The organism is Acidobacteriota bacterium (assembly GCA_040752675.1).
GTDB lineage: Bacteria > Acidobacteriota > Polarisedimenticolia > JBFMGF01 > JBFMGF01 > JBFMGF01.
The window spans coordinates 1-18,300 of sequence record JBFMGF010000027.1; the positions used below are offsets into that span (position 1 = coordinate 1).

An 18,300-nucleotide genomic window follows, 5' to 3' on the forward strand; every position below is an offset into this window, starting at 1 on the left:
GAGTCGAGGAAGTATGGCATTGAAGGGATTCCATGTCCAAATCGGTAAAAACCATTACCTTAACTATGCTCAATAATTTCTTTGTGTTACGATTAGTCGTCATTCGAACGTTGGGACACTATTGATTTTAACTCATATCTTAAGCATCATAAAACGATAACCTGATTGGACAGAATCACTTGACTTTTCGGCTAATTTTCGGGTAATCTTTTTATCTTATCGTTATGTCTTGCAAAAAAACCAAATGAGTATGGATAGATCAAAGATGAACATGATCAAAGAAGATGTCTGGATACCCACATCTTGTGGGCAATGCTACTGTCAGTGCGGCATCCTGGTCAACCGAGTCGACGGTGTCGTTGTCAAGGTGGAAGGAAATCCCAAGGCTCCAGCAGGAAGCGGCAGGATATGTGCCAAGGGAAGCGCTTCACCGATGTTACTCTACGATCCATACCGCCTCAATTTCCCGCTTATGAGGACGAATCCTCAAAAAGGGCTGGGAGTCGACCCGAAGTGGAAGAGGATAACCTGGGACGAGGCGCTCGATATTATCGTGATGAGGCTCAAGGAGGTCTATGAAAAAGACCCAAGAGCCGTTTACTTCCAGGCCACAACGACGCAGACGAGCGAGATCAGGTTCGCAGTCATCGCCTTCATGCGAGCCTTTGGCTTTTCAAACTACTGGGTCTCCGGCGGTGGACTTCACTGCGGTAACGGCGCGCACTTTATGAATGGCATCATGCATGCAGCCTGGTCCATCGTCCCGGACTTCGAACATTGCGAGTATATCCTCTATTTCGGCTGCTCCAAGGGGCATGGCGCCGGGCACGTTGCCGTTCAGAACGCACAGCTCGCCGCCGATGCCAGGGCACGGGGCTGCAAATCCGTTGTCTTCGATCCCTTCCTGAGCGCCCAGGCTTCCAAGGCTCACGAATGGGTTCCAATAAAGGCCGGAACGGACGGTGCCCTTGCGCTTGGCATGATTAACGTTCTTCTCAACGAACTGGAAATCTACGACGAGAAATACATCAAGCTGAAGACGAACGGCCCCTACCTCATCAAGCCCGATGGATACTATCTGCGCTGCAAGAAGACCGATAAGCCTCTTATCTGGGACCCGGTCGATAATTCCGCAAAGCCTTTCGATGATCCATCCCTCAGGGATTACGCTCTTCTGGGAAGATTCACCGTAGATGGCGTTGAGTGCAGAACAGGCTTCGAGCTCCTCAAGGAGCATGTAAAGAACTATCCCGTCGAGACGGTTTCGAGAATCACAACAATTCCGGCATCTACCATCAGGAGAATCGCGAAAGAGTTTGGAGAACAGGCGCGCATCGGAAGCACGGTAAGAATCGATGGCAAAGAGATTCCGTATCGCCCGGTTGCTGCCATCTTCTTCAGGGGTTCGCAGGGGCACGTTAATTCTGGCTGGACCTGTCTATCTATCGATCTTCTCAATCATATCGTTGGAGCCGCTGATACGGTGGGTAGCGCCCTCGGGCTTGGTCCACCGAGTTGCGAGGGATACCCTGCAACGGGGAAGCCTAATACAGTCATGTTCCCTGATGAAGATGGTTTGATGGTGGCGAAGGGATGGGTCTACGACCACAGGGCATACCCATTGAGAGAGCCGAGGCCCCCGACGAGGCTTGACTTACAGGATATGTTCCCGACTTCCGTCTATAACGCCTTCACCATCATGTCGCCGCAGAATGAGGAGCTATGGCAGAAGTTCAAAATCCCCTATCGGCCTGAGATCCTCATCAACTTTGGTTCCAACTCGGTCATGACGATGGGGAATGCGGAAGCGGTCACTGAGAACTTCCTGAAGAAGTTCAAGTTCATCTTTTCATTCGACATCTATCTCACGGAGTTCACCGATGCCGTCGCGGATATCGTCCTTCCCGACGCCTGTTTCCTTGAACGATACGCGCCGGCCGTCACATTTCCGTCGATCTTCAGCCACCCGCAGGGACTGGGGGAGTGGGGCTGGCAGATCAGACAACCGGTCGTCAAACCGCTGCACGAGAGAAGGGACTTCTCAGAGGTCATGATAGAGATAGCCAAGAGGCTCGGCATCCAGGATAAATACTATGAAGCTATAAACAGAATCATCCCGATCCGGTATGGCGGCGAGATGTCGGAAGAGTACAGGCTCAAGGCAGGCGAGGATTATTCCTGGGAAGATATCTGCGACAGTCTCCTGAAGGATCGTTTCGGACCGGGCAAGGGGATCGAGTATCTGAAGAAAGATGGAGTCATTACTTGGCCGAAGAAGGTTGAAGAGATCTTCTGGAAGTGGTTCCTGAATGTGAGGGTCCCAATCTATTTTGAGTTCTTCCCCGATGGCGGAAGGAAGGGGCGGAAGGTGGCAGAGCAATTCGGGATGCCAGATATCATCGACTGGTCTCGCTTTACCTCACTTCCCGACTGGTATCCCTGCCCATCCCATCTTGAGGAACCCAAGGATTTCGACATGATCGCCTTTTACTGGCGCGCCCCTATGCACACAAACTCCCTGACCATGCAGAACCCATGGCTTGATGAGTGCGCCTCGATGGATCCATACACATACACAATCCAGATCAACACCGAGACGGCGAAGAAGAAAAAATTGAGGGATGGAGACATGGTCTGGGTCGAGAATCCGGAAGGGCACAGGGTGAGCGGAAAGCTCTGCGTCACGGAAGGGATTCATCCTGAGCATCTTGCCATCGCTGCCTGTGCCGGCCACTGGTCAAGGTATCAACCGATTGCAAAGGATAAAGGGGTATTCTTCAACGATCTCGTCGAGATGGACGTTGCGCACACCGATCCACTGACGCTGACCCAGGACATCTGCGTGAAGGTTAAAGTCTACAAGGCATGAATGAAGAATGTTTCGTCATCCAAGTATTAGAATGCGAGAAAAGATATGGCAAGATATGGATTTGTCATAGACCTGAAGAAATGTTACGGCTGTTACACCTGTCAGTTAGCCTGCAAGGCTGAACATTTGACGCCTCCCGGGATCTTCTGGGGAAGGTGTCTAAAGGGAGAAACTGGAAAGTATCCAACTGCTATAAGACAGGCTCTCCCAATCCTCTGCATGCAATGCGACGACCCTGAATGTAAGAAGGTCTGCCCCACGAAAGCGACGACAAAACGCGATGACGGGATCGTCGTCGTCGACAGGAAACTGTGCATCGGCTGTCGATACTGTGTCCTGGCATGCCCTTATGGAGCGAGATATCCCGTGCCGCAATATAGGAGCTATTTCGAAGAGCACAAGAACCTTCCCGCTCCGCTGGAGCACAGCACCAATCCGTTCGATGACTATGCGAGGGCAAAATGGTTCGACAAGTATGGCGAGGGGATCAACACAAAGTGCACCTTCTGCCATGAGCGGGTCGAGAAAGAGATGCAGCCGGCCTGCGTCGTTTCCTGTCCGGCAAAGGCAAGGTATTTCGGAGACCTGGAAGACCCGGAAAGCGAGATATCGCTATTGATCAAGACACAACGGGGCTTTCAACTGAATCCGGAGTTTGGCTCGGATCCGGCCGTTTACTATCTACCACCAAGGTAAGGAATATGGAAATAAAGAATATAGAAGGACAGACAGAATGGGGTTGGAAGATAGCTGCCTATCTTTTTCTTGCAGGAGTGGGAGCAGGCGGCTATGCCGCTGGAGTCATCGCGGATTTTCTCCACTGGGAGTTCATAGCACGCGCGGGGATCATCATTGGATTTCCCCTCGTCTTCATCGGAACTTTCTTCCTCATCGCCGACCTGGGCGTCAAGATGCGTGCGCTCCGTGCCTTCATGAATCCGGGAACGTCCTGGATCGCCAAAGGAACCTGGATCATCAGCATCTTCATGGTTCTCGGATTCATTCACATCGTGACATGGTTCTGGCCATTCCAGTGGCTCGAGGCGATGCGGGGGTTACGTCTCGCGCTCAGTGCTCTTAATCTCATCTTCGCTCTTCTCACGATGATCTATACAGGCGTTCTTCTAGGGGCTTCCAGACCAATTCCCATCTGGAGCACTGCGGTTCTTCCCCTGCTCTTCCTCGTTTCAGCCGTTTCGACAGGCGTCATGGCAATCCTTCTATTACTTTCCTGTTACGGAATCGGAACAGGTTCTGAAGTAGAAGCTTCTCTTGCCAGACTGGCTAAGCTTGACATCCTTCTCATCATCCTTGAATTCATCGTCATTGCCTCCTACCTGCAGGCCACGCACAGGACGGTGGAATCCAGGGCTGCTGCCCTTCTCATTATTCGCGGGAAACTTTCCGGCTACTTCTGGGGAGGCGTAATATCTGTCGGATTGCTCCTTCCGATTCTGATCGAGATCATCGATGTTCTCTTCTTCAAGAGAGCTCCTCTTGAAGCGACTATCATCCTCATTTTTGCATCCACGATTCCGGGTCTGATTGGAGGACTCTTGCTTAGATTCGTAGTCCTGGCTGCTGGAGTCAAGGCTCCGCTCCGTGCAGCAGGCATCGAATACACGATTCCCCGCGTCACTCTTTAATAATAACAGCCCTTAACGCGATGGAGGGTTATGGCACAATGGTTATTCTGGCTTCATGGTACTCCTTATCAAAGATTCGGAATGCTTTAACATCCGGGCTGCCAAGAGTTGCCAGAGAAACGATGACAAGTAAAACATCAGGATCGTAGTGGAGCTCGATGTCGATCGGTGACGGAACGGCCATGCGGAATCTGTGCGAGTGATAGATGCCGATGACCCTTTGTCCCTTCACTTCGATCGCTTTGAAGACCTGATGCTGCTCTCTCCTGTCGATCCAGAACCCTCTGTCCCTGTCACAGTAGAACTCTCCATAGGATGCGAAGATTTTGTCTATCTCGGCATCATCGGATCTGAGATTTGTCCTGAGAGGGTATAACTCATCGGCATGTTCCCATTCCTTTCCAGCAATGATACCATATGCCTTCTGCGGTAGAGCTTTCCTGCACGTGTAGATAAGTTCATCAAGAAGTTCTTTGCCGAATTCAATATGATGAATCATAGTTGAGTGGGGCTGAATTTTTTCAAGAGGCGCTTCCGGCGGCAGTCAGGACAGTACTTCTGAATATCCTTCCCCCCGACTCTTTCTTTGGCGATGATGGTCTCCATCTTCTTCCCTGGCACAAAAGGGGTACCACAGTCCTGGCACTTCAGGAGAACTCCCTTCATGAGGACGGCAGGCGCAAGCAATTCGGTGGAGCCTTCAAGAGAAACGGCAGGCTCGATGAATATGGCCTCCTCAGGACAAAGTTTCTGACAGAGCGGCTCTCCCCTGCAGTCATCGCAGAGTCTGAAATCGAAGACGAGCTCCTCCATGTCTTCCATTTGATTAATCGTCAGAGCCGAGGTAGGACACTTGTTAGCGCATACCTCACAGAGGGAACATTTCTCCTCATCGAGAACCGCCACCCAGCCTGTCTCTAAGTTTTTTATTGGCTCTTTACCCATTCTCTCACTTCCATTTCATTGTCGATACTTGCATTTAAATTATCTTCTCTTTTCTGAGTCTTTCGATCTCCATGTCATTGTATTCAAGGATGTTCTTCAGTATCTCTTCCGTATGCTCACCTAAAAGCGGCGGGGGAAGCTTCGCCTCGGCCTTCGTCTCCGAATACTTGACCGGGATTCCAGCCATTCTTACCTTCCCGGCCTTTGGATGAGCCATCTCCAGAAGCATTCTGCGATGAAGAACCTGCGGGTCCCGAAAGACCTCATCGATGCTGTTGACTGGCCCAGCGGGAATGGAATATTTCTCGAAGAGCTCCATCCATTCATCGCAGCTCTTCTCCAGCAACCTACAGCCGAGGATTGTGACAAGCTCCCTCCTGTTTTTCACCCGGTCAGCATTGGTGCGGAACTTCGGCTCATCGAGAAGATGTGGTAGATTCAAGGCATGGCATAGATTGGCGAATATCTTGTCGTTGCCGACGGCAATGACCATGTATTTGTCCTTTACCCTGAATCCCTGATAGGGAACGATTGACTCATGAGCAGTACCGAGTCTTCGATGGATGAAGCCAGTGTTGAGATAGGCACTTGCCGCATTGATGAGAGCCGCCACTTGAGCCTCAAGCAACGAGATGTCGATCCTCTGCCCCACTCCCGTCCTCGATCGCGCATGTAGAGCAGCCACGACGGCTCCATTAGCGTACAGCCCCGTTACGACGTCTGTTATAGCGATACCGACCTTTACTGGTGGCCCCCCCTCATCACCTGTTATGCTCATCAGCCCTCCGACGGCTGATGCCACAAGATCGTACCCCGTTCTGTTTCTGTAGGGACCATCGGGACCGAATCCAGTCACCGAGCAGTAGATGAGCCGAGGGTTCAAGCTTCTAAGGGTTTCGTAATCCAGTCCAAACTCTTCCATTGTTCCTGGCGGGAAGTTCTCGATTAAGATGTCTGACTTTTTTGCAAGCTCTTTGACGATCTCGACGCCTCTTCTACTCTTCAGATCGATCGTGATACTCCTCTTGCTGCGGTTGATGCTAAGGAAATATGTGCTTTCACCCGCTATGAAGGGTGGACCCCAGGTCCTCGTGTCGTCGCCGCAGCCGGGTCTTTCGACCTTTATGACCTCCGCTCCCAGATCTCCCAGGATCATAGAGCAGAATGGTCCTGCAAGGATCCGGCTCAGATCGAGAACGCGCACACCCTTCAGTGGTCCTGCCATCTTTACCTCCTTAGAATTCCAGATAAGCTACGCTCGTGCAGAGAGCAGACCCTCATCTTCCCCTTTGAAGATTACTTTCTTCATGACTTGCCCTTTCAAAACAAACCTCCCTCCATGAACTCAATATTTTTCGCTATTTTATCATAGAAGCTTGTGGTAATATGGGCGGCAGCTATCATTTTCTAAAGGTGATTCAACGAGCCCTGCTGAAGATCACTACTATATAAATGTTAGAACTCCGCAACATCATAATCTCCCTTTCATCCTGAGGAGGAGTGGCGCGAATGTTTTCCTGAAAAAGGGAGATGCCGTTTTCGGCATTCTTTCCGAGCACAATATGCCGTCGAACAGGAACAGATGGAGAATGGAGAGATCCTCGCTCTTTACAGCGATGGAGTAGTGGAAACGGAAAATGACGCGGAGACTGTAATTATCTGAATAAGAAATTGGCTTATTGGTGAGGCTCAGTCATCCTCCCTGCCGCTGAAGGCGTTGGGATTGGCTCGGCTGTTCGGTTCCTGCCCTTTGGGACGCGTCTTATTTCCATTGTTGTTGGCTTCATCGTCATCGTTCTTGGGGTTCTGGGGCGCGGGAGTGGTCGGTGCATTCATTGCGAGAGTCCCGGTTAGGGTTGAAATTACGGTATCGGCAAAGCCTTCATCGATATTCCTTACCGGATTGACGGTCTCAGCCTTGATCCCCGCATGGATGAAAATATCTGCCAGAACCTTCTCTGTCATCATGGAATCGGCTTTCAGATTAGCATCAAACAGGCCCCTTTCTTGGAGAATTCTCAGGGCACCGCTGGCGCTACTGACTTTCACATTGATGGCATTCGCTAACTTCAAAGCGAAATCTCCAACGGTGATATCCTTTGCAAAGACCGGGATGGATGGCAGCGCTAAAACCAGAATGATCAATAGAACGAATCTAATTCTCATACTCCTCCTCCAAATTTTTTTCTTAAATACAGTCAAATAGCCAAAAAGTCAAATTATTTTTGTTGGACAACCAATAAATCCAAATAGAATTTTCATGAAAATCCTGTTAAACTGATGCACGCTTGAATTCTTTAAATTTTAAAGAGTTTAAGAACTTAACCGGTTTCGCAGTCTTCTTCAGATAGACTCAGAAATGGCATAATTCATGCGTCATATCTTCCGATTTCTTATGGACAGAATAAAAATGCAGGAACTTGGAAAAATATTACCATTTATCATCATCCTGTCACTTCTCATTTTTTCTCTTGACGCCGAGGCTAAAACTGCCGAGGCAGAGGTTTTCAAATGCACGGCTTGCCATTCTCCTGGTTCCAGGCAGGCGAAGGGCTTTTCTGAGGAAGAGGTCCAGAGTTCCATTCATTCAAACCTGAGCTGCATTTCCTGTCATTCAGAAGCTGCTAAACGCGACCACAAAGCAGAAGCGAGGAAAGTCGATTGCGCTCAATGCCATGCAAAGGAGTCTCAAGGCTATTATCAGAGCATTCATGGGAAAGCCCTTATTTCTGGAATAAAAGAGGCTCCAAATTGCGTTTCATGCCATGGAAGTCATGGCATCCAGCCGGTGAAATCCCCGCAGGCACCGGTCTCCACTGCAAATCTCGTATCAACCTGCCTCTCCTGCCATGCGGACGAGAGAATAGAAGAGATCAAGGGACTTCCGAAAAGAGAGTTTTTCATATCTTATAGCGAGAGCGTCCACGGGCGGATCTCTCCGGAAACCGGCCTTAGAGCTGCCGTTTGCAACGATTGCCATGGCTCTCATGCCATCCTTCCTTCCGATGATCCTGAATCTCAGGTACATAAAAAGAATATTGCCGACGACTGCGGCTCCTGCCATCAAGAGATTCTGAAACAATACTCAGGCAGTATTCATGGCACAGAGCTCCATAATGACAATCTCCTCGCTCCCACTTGCACGGACTGCCACGGCGAGCACAGAATCGCTCCCCCGGCGGACCCAGGTTCCCTGGTTTTCGCCACGAACATCCCCATAACATGCTCGCATTGCCACGAAGGAGAAAGACTCGCCGAGCGGTTCATCTCTCCGGGTGAGCGGTTGAAGACCTATCTGGACAGCTATCATGGTCTCGCCATCAGATTTGGAGAAACGATGGTCGCCAACTGTGCAAGCTGTCACGGCATCCATGACATCCGCCCCTCGGCCGATCCTCTCTCCTCCATCCATCCGGACAATCTCTCGAAGACCTGCGGGAAATGCCATCCCGGCGCAGGAGAGAAGTTCAAGATAGGAAAAGTCCATGTCGAGGCAAAACCCGGAAGCTCTCTTGGAAAATTCTTAGTCAGGCAGTTCTATATCTGGTTCATAATGATCCTGGTGGCCGGATTCCTCACACACATCATTCTCGAAGCCATTGGGAGGAAGCGCGAAAAAGGGAGGAGGGATCAGCATGGCTGATAAGGTTGCCGCGGAAAGAGGCAAAATAAGAACGTTCCAGAGATTCTCACTTGAACAGAGGATCCAGCACATCTTGCTCGTCGTGCTGATGATCATCCTGGCCGTGACCGGTCTTGCTCTCATGTATCACAAGACATGGCTGGGAGCGCTCATGATCAAGATAGAAGGTGGGGTGGAGGCCAGGGGGTACATCCACCGAACGGCCGCCATTGCCATGATTATCCTTTGCCTCTATCACGTCTGGTACGTCATTTTCAGAGAGGAAGGGCATCGCGAGATGATGCACTTCAAGATTAGGGGAAAGGACTTCAAGGATTTCTTCGATCAATTAAGAGCCAATCTTGGCCTTTCCGTGATGGCTCCCCTCTACGATCGTTACAGCTACAAGGAAAAATTCCAATACTGGGGAGTCCTCGTCGGGATCATTCTCATGACCAACACGGGATTCATACTCTGGTTTGAGGATCAGGCTCTTACCATCCTTCCGAAATGGGTCATGGACCTGACGACCATCATCCATGGATATCAGGGGCTCATCCTCTTCATCATTCTTTTTCTGTGGCATGTTTACAATGTCCATCTCTCTCTTCCCTTCCGGTTCAACCGCATCTGGTTGACCGGTGAGATCTCCGAAGAGGAATTGAAGAGAACACATCCGCTTGAATACGAGAGGATAAAAGACTCGGACAAGGAGCAGCCTTAGAGAGGAAGGCACAAACGATCCATATAAATTTATCGAAGGTTTTGCATTGAAGAGCACTATCAAAACGATTTTTCTAATCGCCAGTTTCATTACAGCTTTTCTGCTCGCTTCTACCAGCGTACTGGCAACGCTCCCTATTCAGAAGTGCATGATCTGCCATGGGAGGAAGGATTTCAAGAAGGTCCGGGAAGATGGGCAGGTGATCAAGCTTCATGTCGATCAGGGAGGTATCATCGGCTCCGTTCATAAGAACAAGATCTGCACAGATTGCCATTACGACGTCGTGGAGATCCCCCATAAGGACACACCCACGAAGGTGCGCTGCACGCGATGCCACTTCAAGGGGAATCTCGAGGGAGCACCTCAATCTGATGCCTATCTAGAGTACCGGAGGAGCGTCCACGGAATTGAATCTGAGAAGGGAAATCAAAAGGCTCCAGTCTGTCAGCACTGCCATGGGGATCATGCGATCAGGCATACCAAGGATCCTGACTCTCTGGTTTTCAGAGAGCGAGTTGGCGCAACTTGTGGGAAATGCCACATCGAGGTCTACGGTCAATACATCAACAGTATCCACGGCGTTGCCTTCCATCAGAGAGGTGCAATCGAAGCTCCGACTTGCACCGGATGCCATGGAGAACATCTGATCCAGGCGAAAACGGATCCCGATTCGCCTGTTTTTCCGGTCAATGTCGTAAAGACCTGCGAGCATTGCCATGAAGAAGAGGCGATCGTCGGCAAATACGGCATTGAAGTGGAGCAGGTTGCCACGTACAAAGAAAGCTTCCATGGGATCGCGGTTAAGTTCGGTTCAAAAGTGGTTGCCAACTGTGCGAGTTGCCATGGCGTCCACGATATTCGTCCATCTTCGGATCCTCAATCTTCAATTTACATCAACAACATTCCGAAAACCTGCGGCAAGTGCCATCCAGGAGCGAATACGAATTATGCCAGAGGCAAGATCCACATGGATGCCAGCAAGAAGGAAGCCGGAATCATCTATTACGTCGCTTCATTCTTCAAGTATCTGACTCTGCTGACTATGCTCGGGCTTGTCCTTCATATCCTCCTCGATTTCTACAGAAAATCGAATATCTTAAAAAAGAAGGAAAAAGAAGACAGGAACTCATGACCGAAGATCTGGGAAACGAGAAGAAGGTCCGATCAGAAGAGCTCGTGGAAGAGATTATCCGCGATCTCGAGAGAAAAGGCGTCACCATCAATGATGAGATCATTAAAGGGGTCCGGAGTAAGGTTCAGGAGCGGATCAAAGAAGAGGTTGTGCGGGAGATCCTGGTCCTCGAAGAGGCCAGGAGAGACCGCGAGAAGAAAGAGCAAGAGGAGAAGGAGAAAAAGATCGAGAAGAAAAAGCTTGAAGCGGAGAGCTTCATCCGGTTCAACAGAAATTTTCGATTCCAGCACATGGTACTCTTCACGAGCGTCATTATTCTCATCATCACCGGGATGCCGATGAAGTTCCCTGATGCCCCGCTCATGAAACAACTTATCCATACTCTCGGAGGACTCGAAAGCAGCAGGCTACTTCACAGGGCCGGGGCAAGCCTCCTAATCTTCGTCGCCATCTACCACACGCTTTACACGTTTTTGAGCCGGGATGGACGGAGAGATTTCCTTCTCCTAATCCCCAAGTGGAAGGATGTCAAGGACTTCATCACCATGATAAAATACTTCCTCGGAAAATCAAATGAGAAGGCACAGTTCGACCGGTTTAGCTATGTGGAAAAGTTCGACTATTGGGCGGTCTACTGGGGATGCGTCATCATGATCGGTTCCGGGGCTCTGCTCTGGTTCGAGAACTTCTCACTGCGCTATCTTCCCAAATTCATCCTTGACATCTCCAAGGAGGCTCACAGCGATGAGGCACTCCTTGCAACACTCGCCATAGTCATCTGGCATTTTTACAATGTTCACTTCAACCCATCCAAATTCCCGGGAAGCCTCCTCTGGTGGCATGGAAGGATTACGAAGGAAGAGATCATGGAGGAGCATCCGCTCGAATACAAGAGATTGATGGAAGAAGGTAAGAAGAAACGCGAGGCTGAGCGAGAACAATGAGATTGATTGGGAGATTCTTTAGAGAGATCGGAGACACCTTTCTCAGAGAGAAGAGGGGGATCTTCTATCTTTCCATCCTTTTGTTTTTCATATTCATTTCGGCAAACCTCCTGTTCTACTTCACGTCGACTTTTCCTGCTTCCTGCAAGATCTGCCATTATATGAAACCGTATTACGATCAATGGCGGACATCGAACCACAACAACTACAACTGCCTTAAATGCCATAAGTTCCGGCCCGTCGTCAATATGATCAATACTCTCAAGTACGTCACGAACACATATAACCCGAGACCGATCGCCGTCATCGAGGATAAGCGATGCCTCAATGCAAATTGTCATCCCGGCGCTCTTTCCGAAAAGGTTAAATTCAAAGGGAGCATCCTGTTCGATCATCAGAACCATCTCGGAAAGATAAAGAGGGGAGAAAAGCTAAAATGCGTGAGCTGCCACTCCCAGATCGTTCAGGGAGAGCATATCGCTGTAACGGAGAAGGTCTGCTTCCTTTGTCACTTCAAAGGAGCGACGCGGGGACAATCGATGACGGGATGCCCTTCCTGCCATGGAACCCCGACGAAGATCGTGGAACATGAGGGGTTCTCATTCAGCCATGAATCCTATCTGAAGATCGGCGTTGCCTGCAATCAGTGCCACATTGATGTGGCTTCCGGAAGCGGCGACGTTCCGCTGGAGAGATGCAACTCCTGCCATGTGGAAAGGGCTGAAAAGGCTCAAGAACCTCTCTTCATCCACAAGGTCCACGTTACGAACGTTGGCATCAACTGTTTTAAATGCCATGAGCCGATCGAGCACGGCGAAGTCCGGCTTATCCAGGCTCTCGAGGTAAGATGCGAAAACTGCCATGCGAAACTCCACGCGTCGCAGAAAGAACTCTACATGGGAGCCAGCGGGAGAGGAGTCGCCGATACACCCAGCCGTATGTTTGCCGCTCAGGTGGCCTGCGATGGGTGCCACAAGCACCGGTCTGAAGGGGAAAAGCCAAGCGATGCCATTAAAGCGGAGATCGTGACGAGCAGGGCAAGATCGTGCGTCGAATGCCATGGAAAGGGATATGACCTGATGCTCTATGACTGGATTCGTAAGGGAGCCAATCTCATCAGAAGTGTTGAGTCCGCCGTTTCCTTCGCGGAAAGGATCGTTGAAAGAGAAGAGGCAAATAAGAATCCGAGATCGGAAGAGGTCGTTACCCTGATGAATGATGCCATCTACAATTTCAGACTCGTGCAGTCAGGCAAACCTGCTCATAACATCGATTACTCATACAGGCTTCTCAAGGAAGCATGGGAGCAATCTGAACTCGCCATCAGGATCGTCAGACCCTCCAATGTCTCCCTTCTCCCTGCCAAGCCTGAGATCTTCCAGAAGATGGGAAAATACTGCACCTCTTTCTGCCACGATCGCATCGGGATCCCGGAAGAACTGACCTTTAAAGAGATGGGCATAAGTTTCCCCCACTCTCTCCACAGCTCCCTCATCGAAATAGACTGCACCGTTTGTCATTCACCTGAAAAACATAAGATGAGGATCATCACGAAGGAAGGCTGCATGGAATGCCACCATGGCGGAGAAGAAAAATGTGGAAGATGTCATCACGCCGAAGAGAAGTTCTATACAGGAAACTACAAGACGTTCCAGGGTCCTTCACTGAAGGATATTATGTTCCAGGCCGATCTTCCCTGCACATCATGCCACGACCTCACATCGAAAGACCAGAGCCTTAACGCCATCAAGCAGAAATGCATAGATTGCCATGATGAAGGATACGGAAAGATGCTCATCGACTGGGAACGGGAAGCAGAGGAAAAGGATGTAGCCCTGACCGTTCTCCTGGACAATCTAGCAAAAGCCCTGGAAGGGTCCAGCCTTCCCAGGGCATCTCGAGAAAAGTACATGAAAGAGCTGCAAGCTCTCTTGGAAGATCAGGGTTTCCTGAATTCATCCAACCCTGTTCACAACTATATGGCTGCCCGGGAGATCTATGAGAATCTTATCAAGAGGGCGAAAGAGATCGAGAAGATTCTCGAAAAGAAGAAATAGTTCGCGTTTTACAAAGCTTGTGGATAATTAAAGAATTTAGAGAGGTCAACCTTCAACTGGGGTTATCTTAAAAAGCTTTTAAGATGTCGGGTTGATAAATGGAGTTAAAAGGGTCACATAAGTAAGTATGATGAAACTCGTGAATTCATTAACATGTTCTTCCTTTCGCTTATCCATTCTTATCTTCATTCTCTCCTTTTTTGCATTCTTTTACTGGACTCATAGCGCCGGAATGAGCAACGAAGATTGTCTTGCCTGCCACAGCGACCCCTCTCTAATTAAAGAGATCGATTCGAAGAAGATCAGCGTCCATGTTGATGATAAGGGTTATCAGAACTCCATTCATGCCCCCTTCGCTTGCACGGATTGCCATGCCGACGTGAAGAGCTACCCTCACGACCCTGCACCAAAAAGAGTCTCCTGCGCGGAATGCCACACGGAAGCAGATGCCGCTTACAACGAGGGAATGCATTCCAGGGCCATTCGCGAAGAGCACATAAAAGCTGCCAGTTGCCTGGACTGCCATGGTAATGCTCATCTGATTCTTCCTTCAAGCGATCCACAATCAAAAACGTACAGGGCTAACATTCCCCAGAGTTGCGGGGTCTGTCACAGCGAAAAATTCGTCATGGAGAGTGCCGGCTTCTCTGGTCAGCCCTTCTTCTCTTACACGGAGAGCGTTCATGGTAAAGCGATAGGCAGTGGAGAGCTGAGGGCTGCCATCTGTACAGACTGCCATAAGAGCCATGACATCCGTTCAGGCGCCGATCCTGAATCTCCAATCTTCAAGTTCAACATCCCCAAGACCTGTAGTCAGTGCCATAAGACAATCGAAGAAAAGTTCAGTCAGAGCATCCACGGTAGAGCCATTCACAGGGGGAACTGGCAATCCCCCGTCTGCACCGACTGCCATGGCATTCACCTAATCAAGCCTCACATCGATCCGACCTCATCCGTTGCCGCACAATCCCTTGCTCGTACGACCTGCGTTCAGTGCCATGAAGGGATCCGACTGTCTCAGGAGTTCGGCGTGCCAGGAGCACGAGGACGCACTTATCTCGACAGCTATCATGGCCTTGCTTCGCAGCTTGGTTCAAAGGTCGCCGCAAACTGTGCCAGCTGTCATGGAGTTCATGACATTCTGCCGTCGTCGGACCCCAAATCAACGATTCATAAGGACAACCTTGCAGTTACCTGCGGGAAATGCCACCCCGGAGCAAGCGAGAACTTTACCAAGGGGAAGATACACATTGAAGTCGGCATTTCAAAGGATATCGGCAGCATCCTGACACGATGGGTGAGGAACTTTTACATCTGCCTCATCATTCTCACAATAGGATCCATGCTGATCCACAATGCGTTGATCTGGAGGAAAAAGGCTCTGCCATATCTTCACTCTCCGGATAGAACCATCCTCCGGATGAACCTGAACCAGAGGATCCAGCATCTAACGCTTACCATCAGCTTCTTTGTCCTAGTCATCACTGGATTTGCGTTGAAGTATCCGGAATCCTGGTTCGCCTGGCTCATGGGAAGCAATGAATGGGTGAGACGGCTCGGGCATCGGATCGCCGCCAGCTTTCTTATGGGAGCGGGTATCCATCATGTCGGCTACATCATCTTCACTAAAGAGGGATGGCAGATCTTCAAAGAGTTCTTTCCCGTTAAGAAAGACATGTTCGATTTCATACAGAACATGAAGTACTATCTCGGCCTGAGTTCGATTAGACCGGAGTTCGCTCGCTTCGGATATATCGAGAAGGCAGAATACTGGGCTCTCGTCTGGGGAATTGTTGTCATGAGTATCACAGGATTCATGGCGTGGTTTGAAAGCGCGACAACACAGTTCATCCCGAGATGGGTGATCGACGTAGCGATAGCAATCCACTTCTATGAGGCGATCCTTGCAACTCTTGCCATCATCGTCTGGCATTTCTATCACGCCATATTCGACCCCGATGTTTATCCGGCAAACTTTGCCTTCTGGGATGGAAAAGTCTCCAGGAAATGGTACAAGGAGGAGCATTCTCTCCACTATAAGCAGCTTTTTGAAGGATCATCCGAAGCAGAAACTGAAAGAAACAACAAGAAGGATTAATACCGCTTCGGTTGGTCGCACGAAAATGTGCTCGGGTGTGCTTCTTTCGCGTCGAGCGTGCAAAGTGCCACTCAGTGGTCAAGAATTCCATCGGATCGGGAAACTCCTCTAAGTATTCAGGATAGATTTCTTAGATGTAATATGGCATATTATTAAATCAAAATGTCAAAGCTCATTTGCGGTCTGGAGAAAATTCAGTTTTTGGAAGTCCCCTTTTATGCAGTGCTCATTTGCTTTAGATAAGAGGATTCGATAATGGAAATCAAGGGAAAGACCGTGCTCGTCTTTGGAGGTGCCGGACTCGTTGGCGCAGCCGTCTGCAGGATGCTGATGAAGGAAGAGCCCGGAGAGCTCATCGTATGTTCCCTCTTCGAAGATGAAGTCAAAGAGACGATCACAGAGATGAAATCAAAATTCCCGGGTTCGAAGACCAGGATGAGCGGCGTAAGCGGAAACATATTCGTCAGGGCTTCCCTGAAGGACAAAACCCGCGAGGAGATCCTATACAACCAGCAGTATAGAAGATTCATGATCTCCGACGTGCTGGAAAAGATGGATGAAGCTCTTCTAAAGAGGTCCTATCTCTACCGGATCCTCCGAAGGTTCAAACCTGACATCATCGTGGACTGCATCAATACGGCCACGGCTCTTGCCTATCAAGACATATACAGGAGCGCGGCTGAAGTCCTGAAAGCTTCCGACAGGGTTAAAAGCGGAGAAGATGACGACTTCCGCTCCAGCATCGAGAGGCATCTCTGCACGCTCGACACGCCACAACTCGTCCGGCATATCCAGATCCTCTACGAATCCATGAAGAGCGCGGGAACGAAGGTCTACATCAAGATAGGAACGAGCGGTACGGGAGGAATGGGCCTGAATATTCCTTACACGCACAGCGAGGAGAAGCCATCGAGAGTGCTTCTGAGTAAATCAGTCATGGCAGGAGCACACACGATGCTCCTTTTCCTGATGGCAAGAACACCCGATGCCCCAATCACGAAGGAGATCAAGCCTACCGCCGCCATTGCCTGGAAGAGCGTCGCTTACGGGCCTATCCTGAAGAAGGGAACAACTATTCCTCTCTATGACTGTCCGCCCTCAAAGGGGATCTACCTTATGAAGAACGGGAGTCTTCATGTTGCCGCAGAGTTCGAGAGGCTCAGAAAAAACGATATCCTGCGATCTGTTTACATCGATACAGGAGAGAACGGATTCTTCAGCAGGGGGGAATTCGAAACAATTACTGCCCTCGGCCAGATGGAGTTCGTCACTCCGGAGGATATCGCCAGAAATACCATCCTCGAGATCAAGGGGATTAACTCCGGTCACGATGTGATCAATGCTCTGGACAATGCGACGATGGGCCCTACATACCGGGCCGGCTCCCTGAGGGAGAGAGCCATCAAGCAGATGCTGGAACTCGAGAAGAAATACAAAAAGGAAAGCGTCGCCTTTGAGATACTGGGACCTCCGCGCCTCTCGAAACTTCTCTACGAAGCTTTTCTGATCAAGAAAGTTTACAGGACTCTGGACAGAGCGGCAGAGACCTCTCCTTCGGAGATTTCCAGGAATGTGACGACCATCATAGAGCGAGACAGAACGTTGCGTGCCGAGATTATCTCCATTGGGATCCCCATCCTGATGCCTGATGGCAGGAGGCTTCTCCGGGGGCCTTCCATCAAGATCCCCACGCCGTTTGATGAAGGCAAACCAACCGTTCGGAACATCAACCGCTGGGCTTACGATGGATGGGTTGATCTCCGCGTTCAGAACATGAAGAAATGGAACAGCCGATTCAAGAAGATCCAAGAAGAGATCCGGAAGATCAACTCCTCGGAGACGGGGAGTCACTACGATCGCGACAGGGATTTCTGGCTTAAAGAGAAAGAGATCAATATCGGAAAACTCATAAGCTGGATCTTCATAACCGAGGAACATGGATCGCGCATGAAAGTCTGATAAAATCCCCTTTCCACATCAATAAGATAACTCTCCCCTCTTTGAGAAAGAGCATCATGCATGCTCGGTCGAACAAAGCCTTTCTCAGCAAAGCAACCTGAGCCAGAACGCATCCAACGGCTTTTGTTATTGTAATATGAAGAGCGAGCATGCTATATTAATGAATTTAAAAATGTAAATTTCATACCAATTTGATGATCGGATCGGAAAGGAGCGGATGATGAAGGTCCAAAACACTGCTGATATCAGGAACATCGCCCTTATCGGGCATGGAGGCGCTGGAAAGACATCCCTCGTCTCAGCA

At 49.8% G+C, this 18,300-nt stretch carries 14 protein-coding genes and 1 pseudogene; 11 read left to right on the forward strand and 4 right to left on the reverse strand.

Features of this window, described 5'->3' with window-relative positions; all coding sequences use genetic code 11:
- The first annotated feature begins 250 nt into the window (after positions 1-250).
- From AB1756_02810 to nrfD, 3 genes are read left to right on the forward strand one after another with little or no spacing between them, the layout of a single operon-like run.
- On the forward strand, positions 251-2,869 hold the full coding sequence (locus tag AB1756_02810) for a molybdopterin-dependent oxidoreductase (GenBank protein ID MEW5806268.1): 2,619 nt from the start codon (positions 251-253) through the stop codon (positions 2,867-2,869).
- Between the two features lie 45 nt (positions 2,870-2,914).
- On the forward strand, positions 2,915-3,565 hold the full coding sequence (locus AB1756_02815; GenBank protein ID MEW5806269.1) for a 4Fe-4S dicluster domain-containing protein: 651 nt from the start codon (positions 2,915-2,917) through the stop codon (positions 3,563-3,565).
- Between the two features lie 5 nt (positions 3,566-3,570).
- Positions 3,571-4,515 carry an NrfD/PsrC family molybdoenzyme membrane anchor subunit gene (gene nrfD / locus AB1756_02820; GenBank protein MEW5806270.1) on the forward strand — a complete coding sequence of 315 codons (945 nt, stop codon included), beginning with the start codon at positions 3,571-3,573 and terminating at the stop codon, positions 4,513-4,515.
- 28 nt (positions 4,516-4,543) lie between these two features.
- On the opposite strand, the gene AB1756_02825 is transcribed toward nrfD, so the two are convergent.
- From AB1756_02825 to AB1756_02835, 3 genes are read right to left on the reverse strand one after another with little or no spacing between them, the layout of a single operon-like run.
- On the reverse strand, positions 4,544-5,014 hold the full coding sequence (locus AB1756_02825; protein ID MEW5806271.1) for a Mov34/MPN/PAD-1 family protein: 471 nt from the start codon (positions 5,012-5,014) through the stop codon (positions 4,544-4,546).
- Positions 5,011-5,460, reverse strand: coding sequence for a 4Fe-4S binding protein (locus AB1756_02830; GenBank protein MEW5806272.1), 450 nt, complete (start codon positions 5,458-5,460; stop codon positions 5,011-5,013). Before AB1756_02830 ends, AB1756_02825 begins: the two co-directional genes overlap by 4 nt.
- 34 nt (positions 5,461-5,494) lie before the next feature.
- On the reverse strand, positions 5,495-6,685 hold the full coding sequence (locus AB1756_02835; protein MEW5806273.1) for a CaiB/BaiF CoA-transferase family protein: 1,191 nt from the start codon (positions 6,683-6,685) through the stop codon (positions 5,495-5,497).
- A 342-nt stretch (positions 6,686-7,027) separates the two neighbouring features.
- Here AB1756_02835 and AB1756_02840 point away from each other — a divergent pair.
- A pseudogene (locus AB1756_02840) lies at positions 7,028-7,123 on the forward strand (hypothetical protein).
- Between the two features lie 26 nt (positions 7,124-7,149).
- Here AB1756_02840 and AB1756_02845 read toward each other — a convergent pair.
- Positions 7,150-7,626, reverse strand: a complete 477-nt coding sequence (locus AB1756_02845) for a hypothetical protein (GenBank protein ID MEW5806274.1) — start codon at positions 7,624-7,626, stop codon at positions 7,150-7,152.
- 229 nt (positions 7,627-7,855) lie between these two features.
- On the opposite strand from AB1756_02845, the gene AB1756_02850 reads away from it, so the two are divergent.
- The 7 genes from AB1756_02850 (at position 7,856) to AB1756_02880 (ending at position 17,996) form a co-directional block, all read left to right on the forward strand.
- Complete coding sequence (locus tag AB1756_02850; protein MEW5806275.1) at positions 7,856-9,103, forward strand: cytochrome c3 family protein; 1,248 nt, start codon at positions 7,856-7,858, stop codon at positions 9,101-9,103.
- The gene (locus AB1756_02855; protein ID MEW5806276.1) at positions 9,096-9,806 is read left to right on the forward strand and encodes a cytochrome b/b6 domain-containing protein; all 711 of its coding nucleotides are present in this window, start codon (positions 9,096-9,098) and stop codon (positions 9,804-9,806) included. Before AB1756_02850 ends, AB1756_02855 begins: the two co-directional genes overlap by 8 nt.
- 46 nt (positions 9,807-9,852) lie before the next feature.
- Complete coding sequence (locus tag AB1756_02860; GenBank protein MEW5806277.1) at positions 9,853-10,938, forward strand: hypothetical protein; 1,086 nt, start codon at positions 9,853-9,855, stop codon at positions 10,936-10,938.
- The gene (locus AB1756_02865; GenBank protein MEW5806278.1) at positions 10,935-11,882 is read left to right on the forward strand and encodes a cytochrome b/b6 domain-containing protein; all 948 of its coding nucleotides are present in this window, start codon (positions 10,935-10,937) and stop codon (positions 11,880-11,882) included. Before AB1756_02860 ends, AB1756_02865 begins: the two co-directional genes overlap by 4 nt.
- Positions 11,879-13,939, forward strand: coding sequence for a cytochrome c3 family protein (locus AB1756_02870; protein MEW5806279.1), 2,061 nt, complete (start codon positions 11,879-11,881; stop codon positions 13,937-13,939). The genes AB1756_02865 and AB1756_02870 overlap by 4 nt, the downstream gene beginning before the upstream one ends.
- Positions 13,940-14,171: 232 nt before the next feature.
- On the forward strand, positions 14,172-16,037 hold the full coding sequence (locus AB1756_02875) for a cytochrome b/b6 domain-containing protein (GenBank protein ID MEW5806280.1): 1,866 nt from the start codon (positions 14,172-14,174) through the stop codon (positions 16,035-16,037).
- A gap of 255 nt (positions 16,038-16,292) precedes the next feature.
- A complete protein-coding gene (locus tag AB1756_02880; GenBank protein ID MEW5806281.1) occupies positions 16,293-17,996 on the forward strand; it encodes a short-chain dehydrogenase in 1,704 nt (567 codons plus the stop codon).
- Positions 17,997-18,300: the final 304 nt, after the last annotated feature.

Bases quoted from the DNA above. Each gene is read 5' to 3' on its own strand.
- AB1756_02810 (MEW5806268.1), top strand. From the start codon at position 251: ATGGATAGATCAAAGATGAACATGATCAAAGAAGATGTCTGGATACCC.
- AB1756_02815 (MEW5806269.1), top strand. From the start codon at position 2,915: ATGGCAAGATATGGATTTGTCATAGACCTGAAGAAATGTTACGGCTGT.
- nrfD (MEW5806270.1), top strand. From the start codon at position 3,571: ATGGAAATAAAGAATATAGAAGGACAGACAGAATGGGGTTGGAAGATA.
- AB1756_02825 (MEW5806271.1), bottom strand. From the start codon at position 5,014: ATGATTCATCATATTGAATTCGGCAAAGAACTTCTTGATGAACTTATC.
- AB1756_02830 (MEW5806272.1), bottom strand. From the start codon at position 5,460: ATGGGTAAAGAGCCAATAAAAAACTTAGAGACAGGCTGGGTGGCGGTT.
- AB1756_02835 (MEW5806273.1), bottom strand. From the start codon at position 6,685: ATGGCAGGACCACTGAAGGGTGTGCGCGTTCTCGATCTGAGCCGGATC.
- AB1756_02845 (MEW5806274.1), bottom strand. From the start codon at position 7,626: ATGAGAATTAGATTCGTTCTATTGATCATTCTGGTTTTAGCGCTGCCA.
- AB1756_02850 (MEW5806275.1), top strand. From the start codon at position 7,856: ATGGACAGAATAAAAATGCAGGAACTTGGAAAAATATTACCATTTATC.
- AB1756_02855 (MEW5806276.1), top strand. From the start codon at position 9,096: ATGGCTGATAAGGTTGCCGCGGAAAGAGGCAAAATAAGAACGTTCCAG.
- AB1756_02865 (MEW5806278.1), top strand. From the start codon at position 10,935: ATGACCGAAGATCTGGGAAACGAGAAGAAGGTCCGATCAGAAGAGCTC.
- AB1756_02870 (MEW5806279.1), top strand. From the start codon at position 11,879: ATGAGATTGATTGGGAGATTCTTTAGAGAGATCGGAGACACCTTTCTC.
- AB1756_02875 (MEW5806280.1), top strand. From the start codon at position 14,172: ATGAGCAACGAAGATTGTCTTGCCTGCCACAGCGACCCCTCTCTAATT.
- AB1756_02880 (MEW5806281.1), top strand. From the start codon at position 16,293: ATGGAAATCAAGGGAAAGACCGTGCTCGTCTTTGGAGGTGCCGGACTC.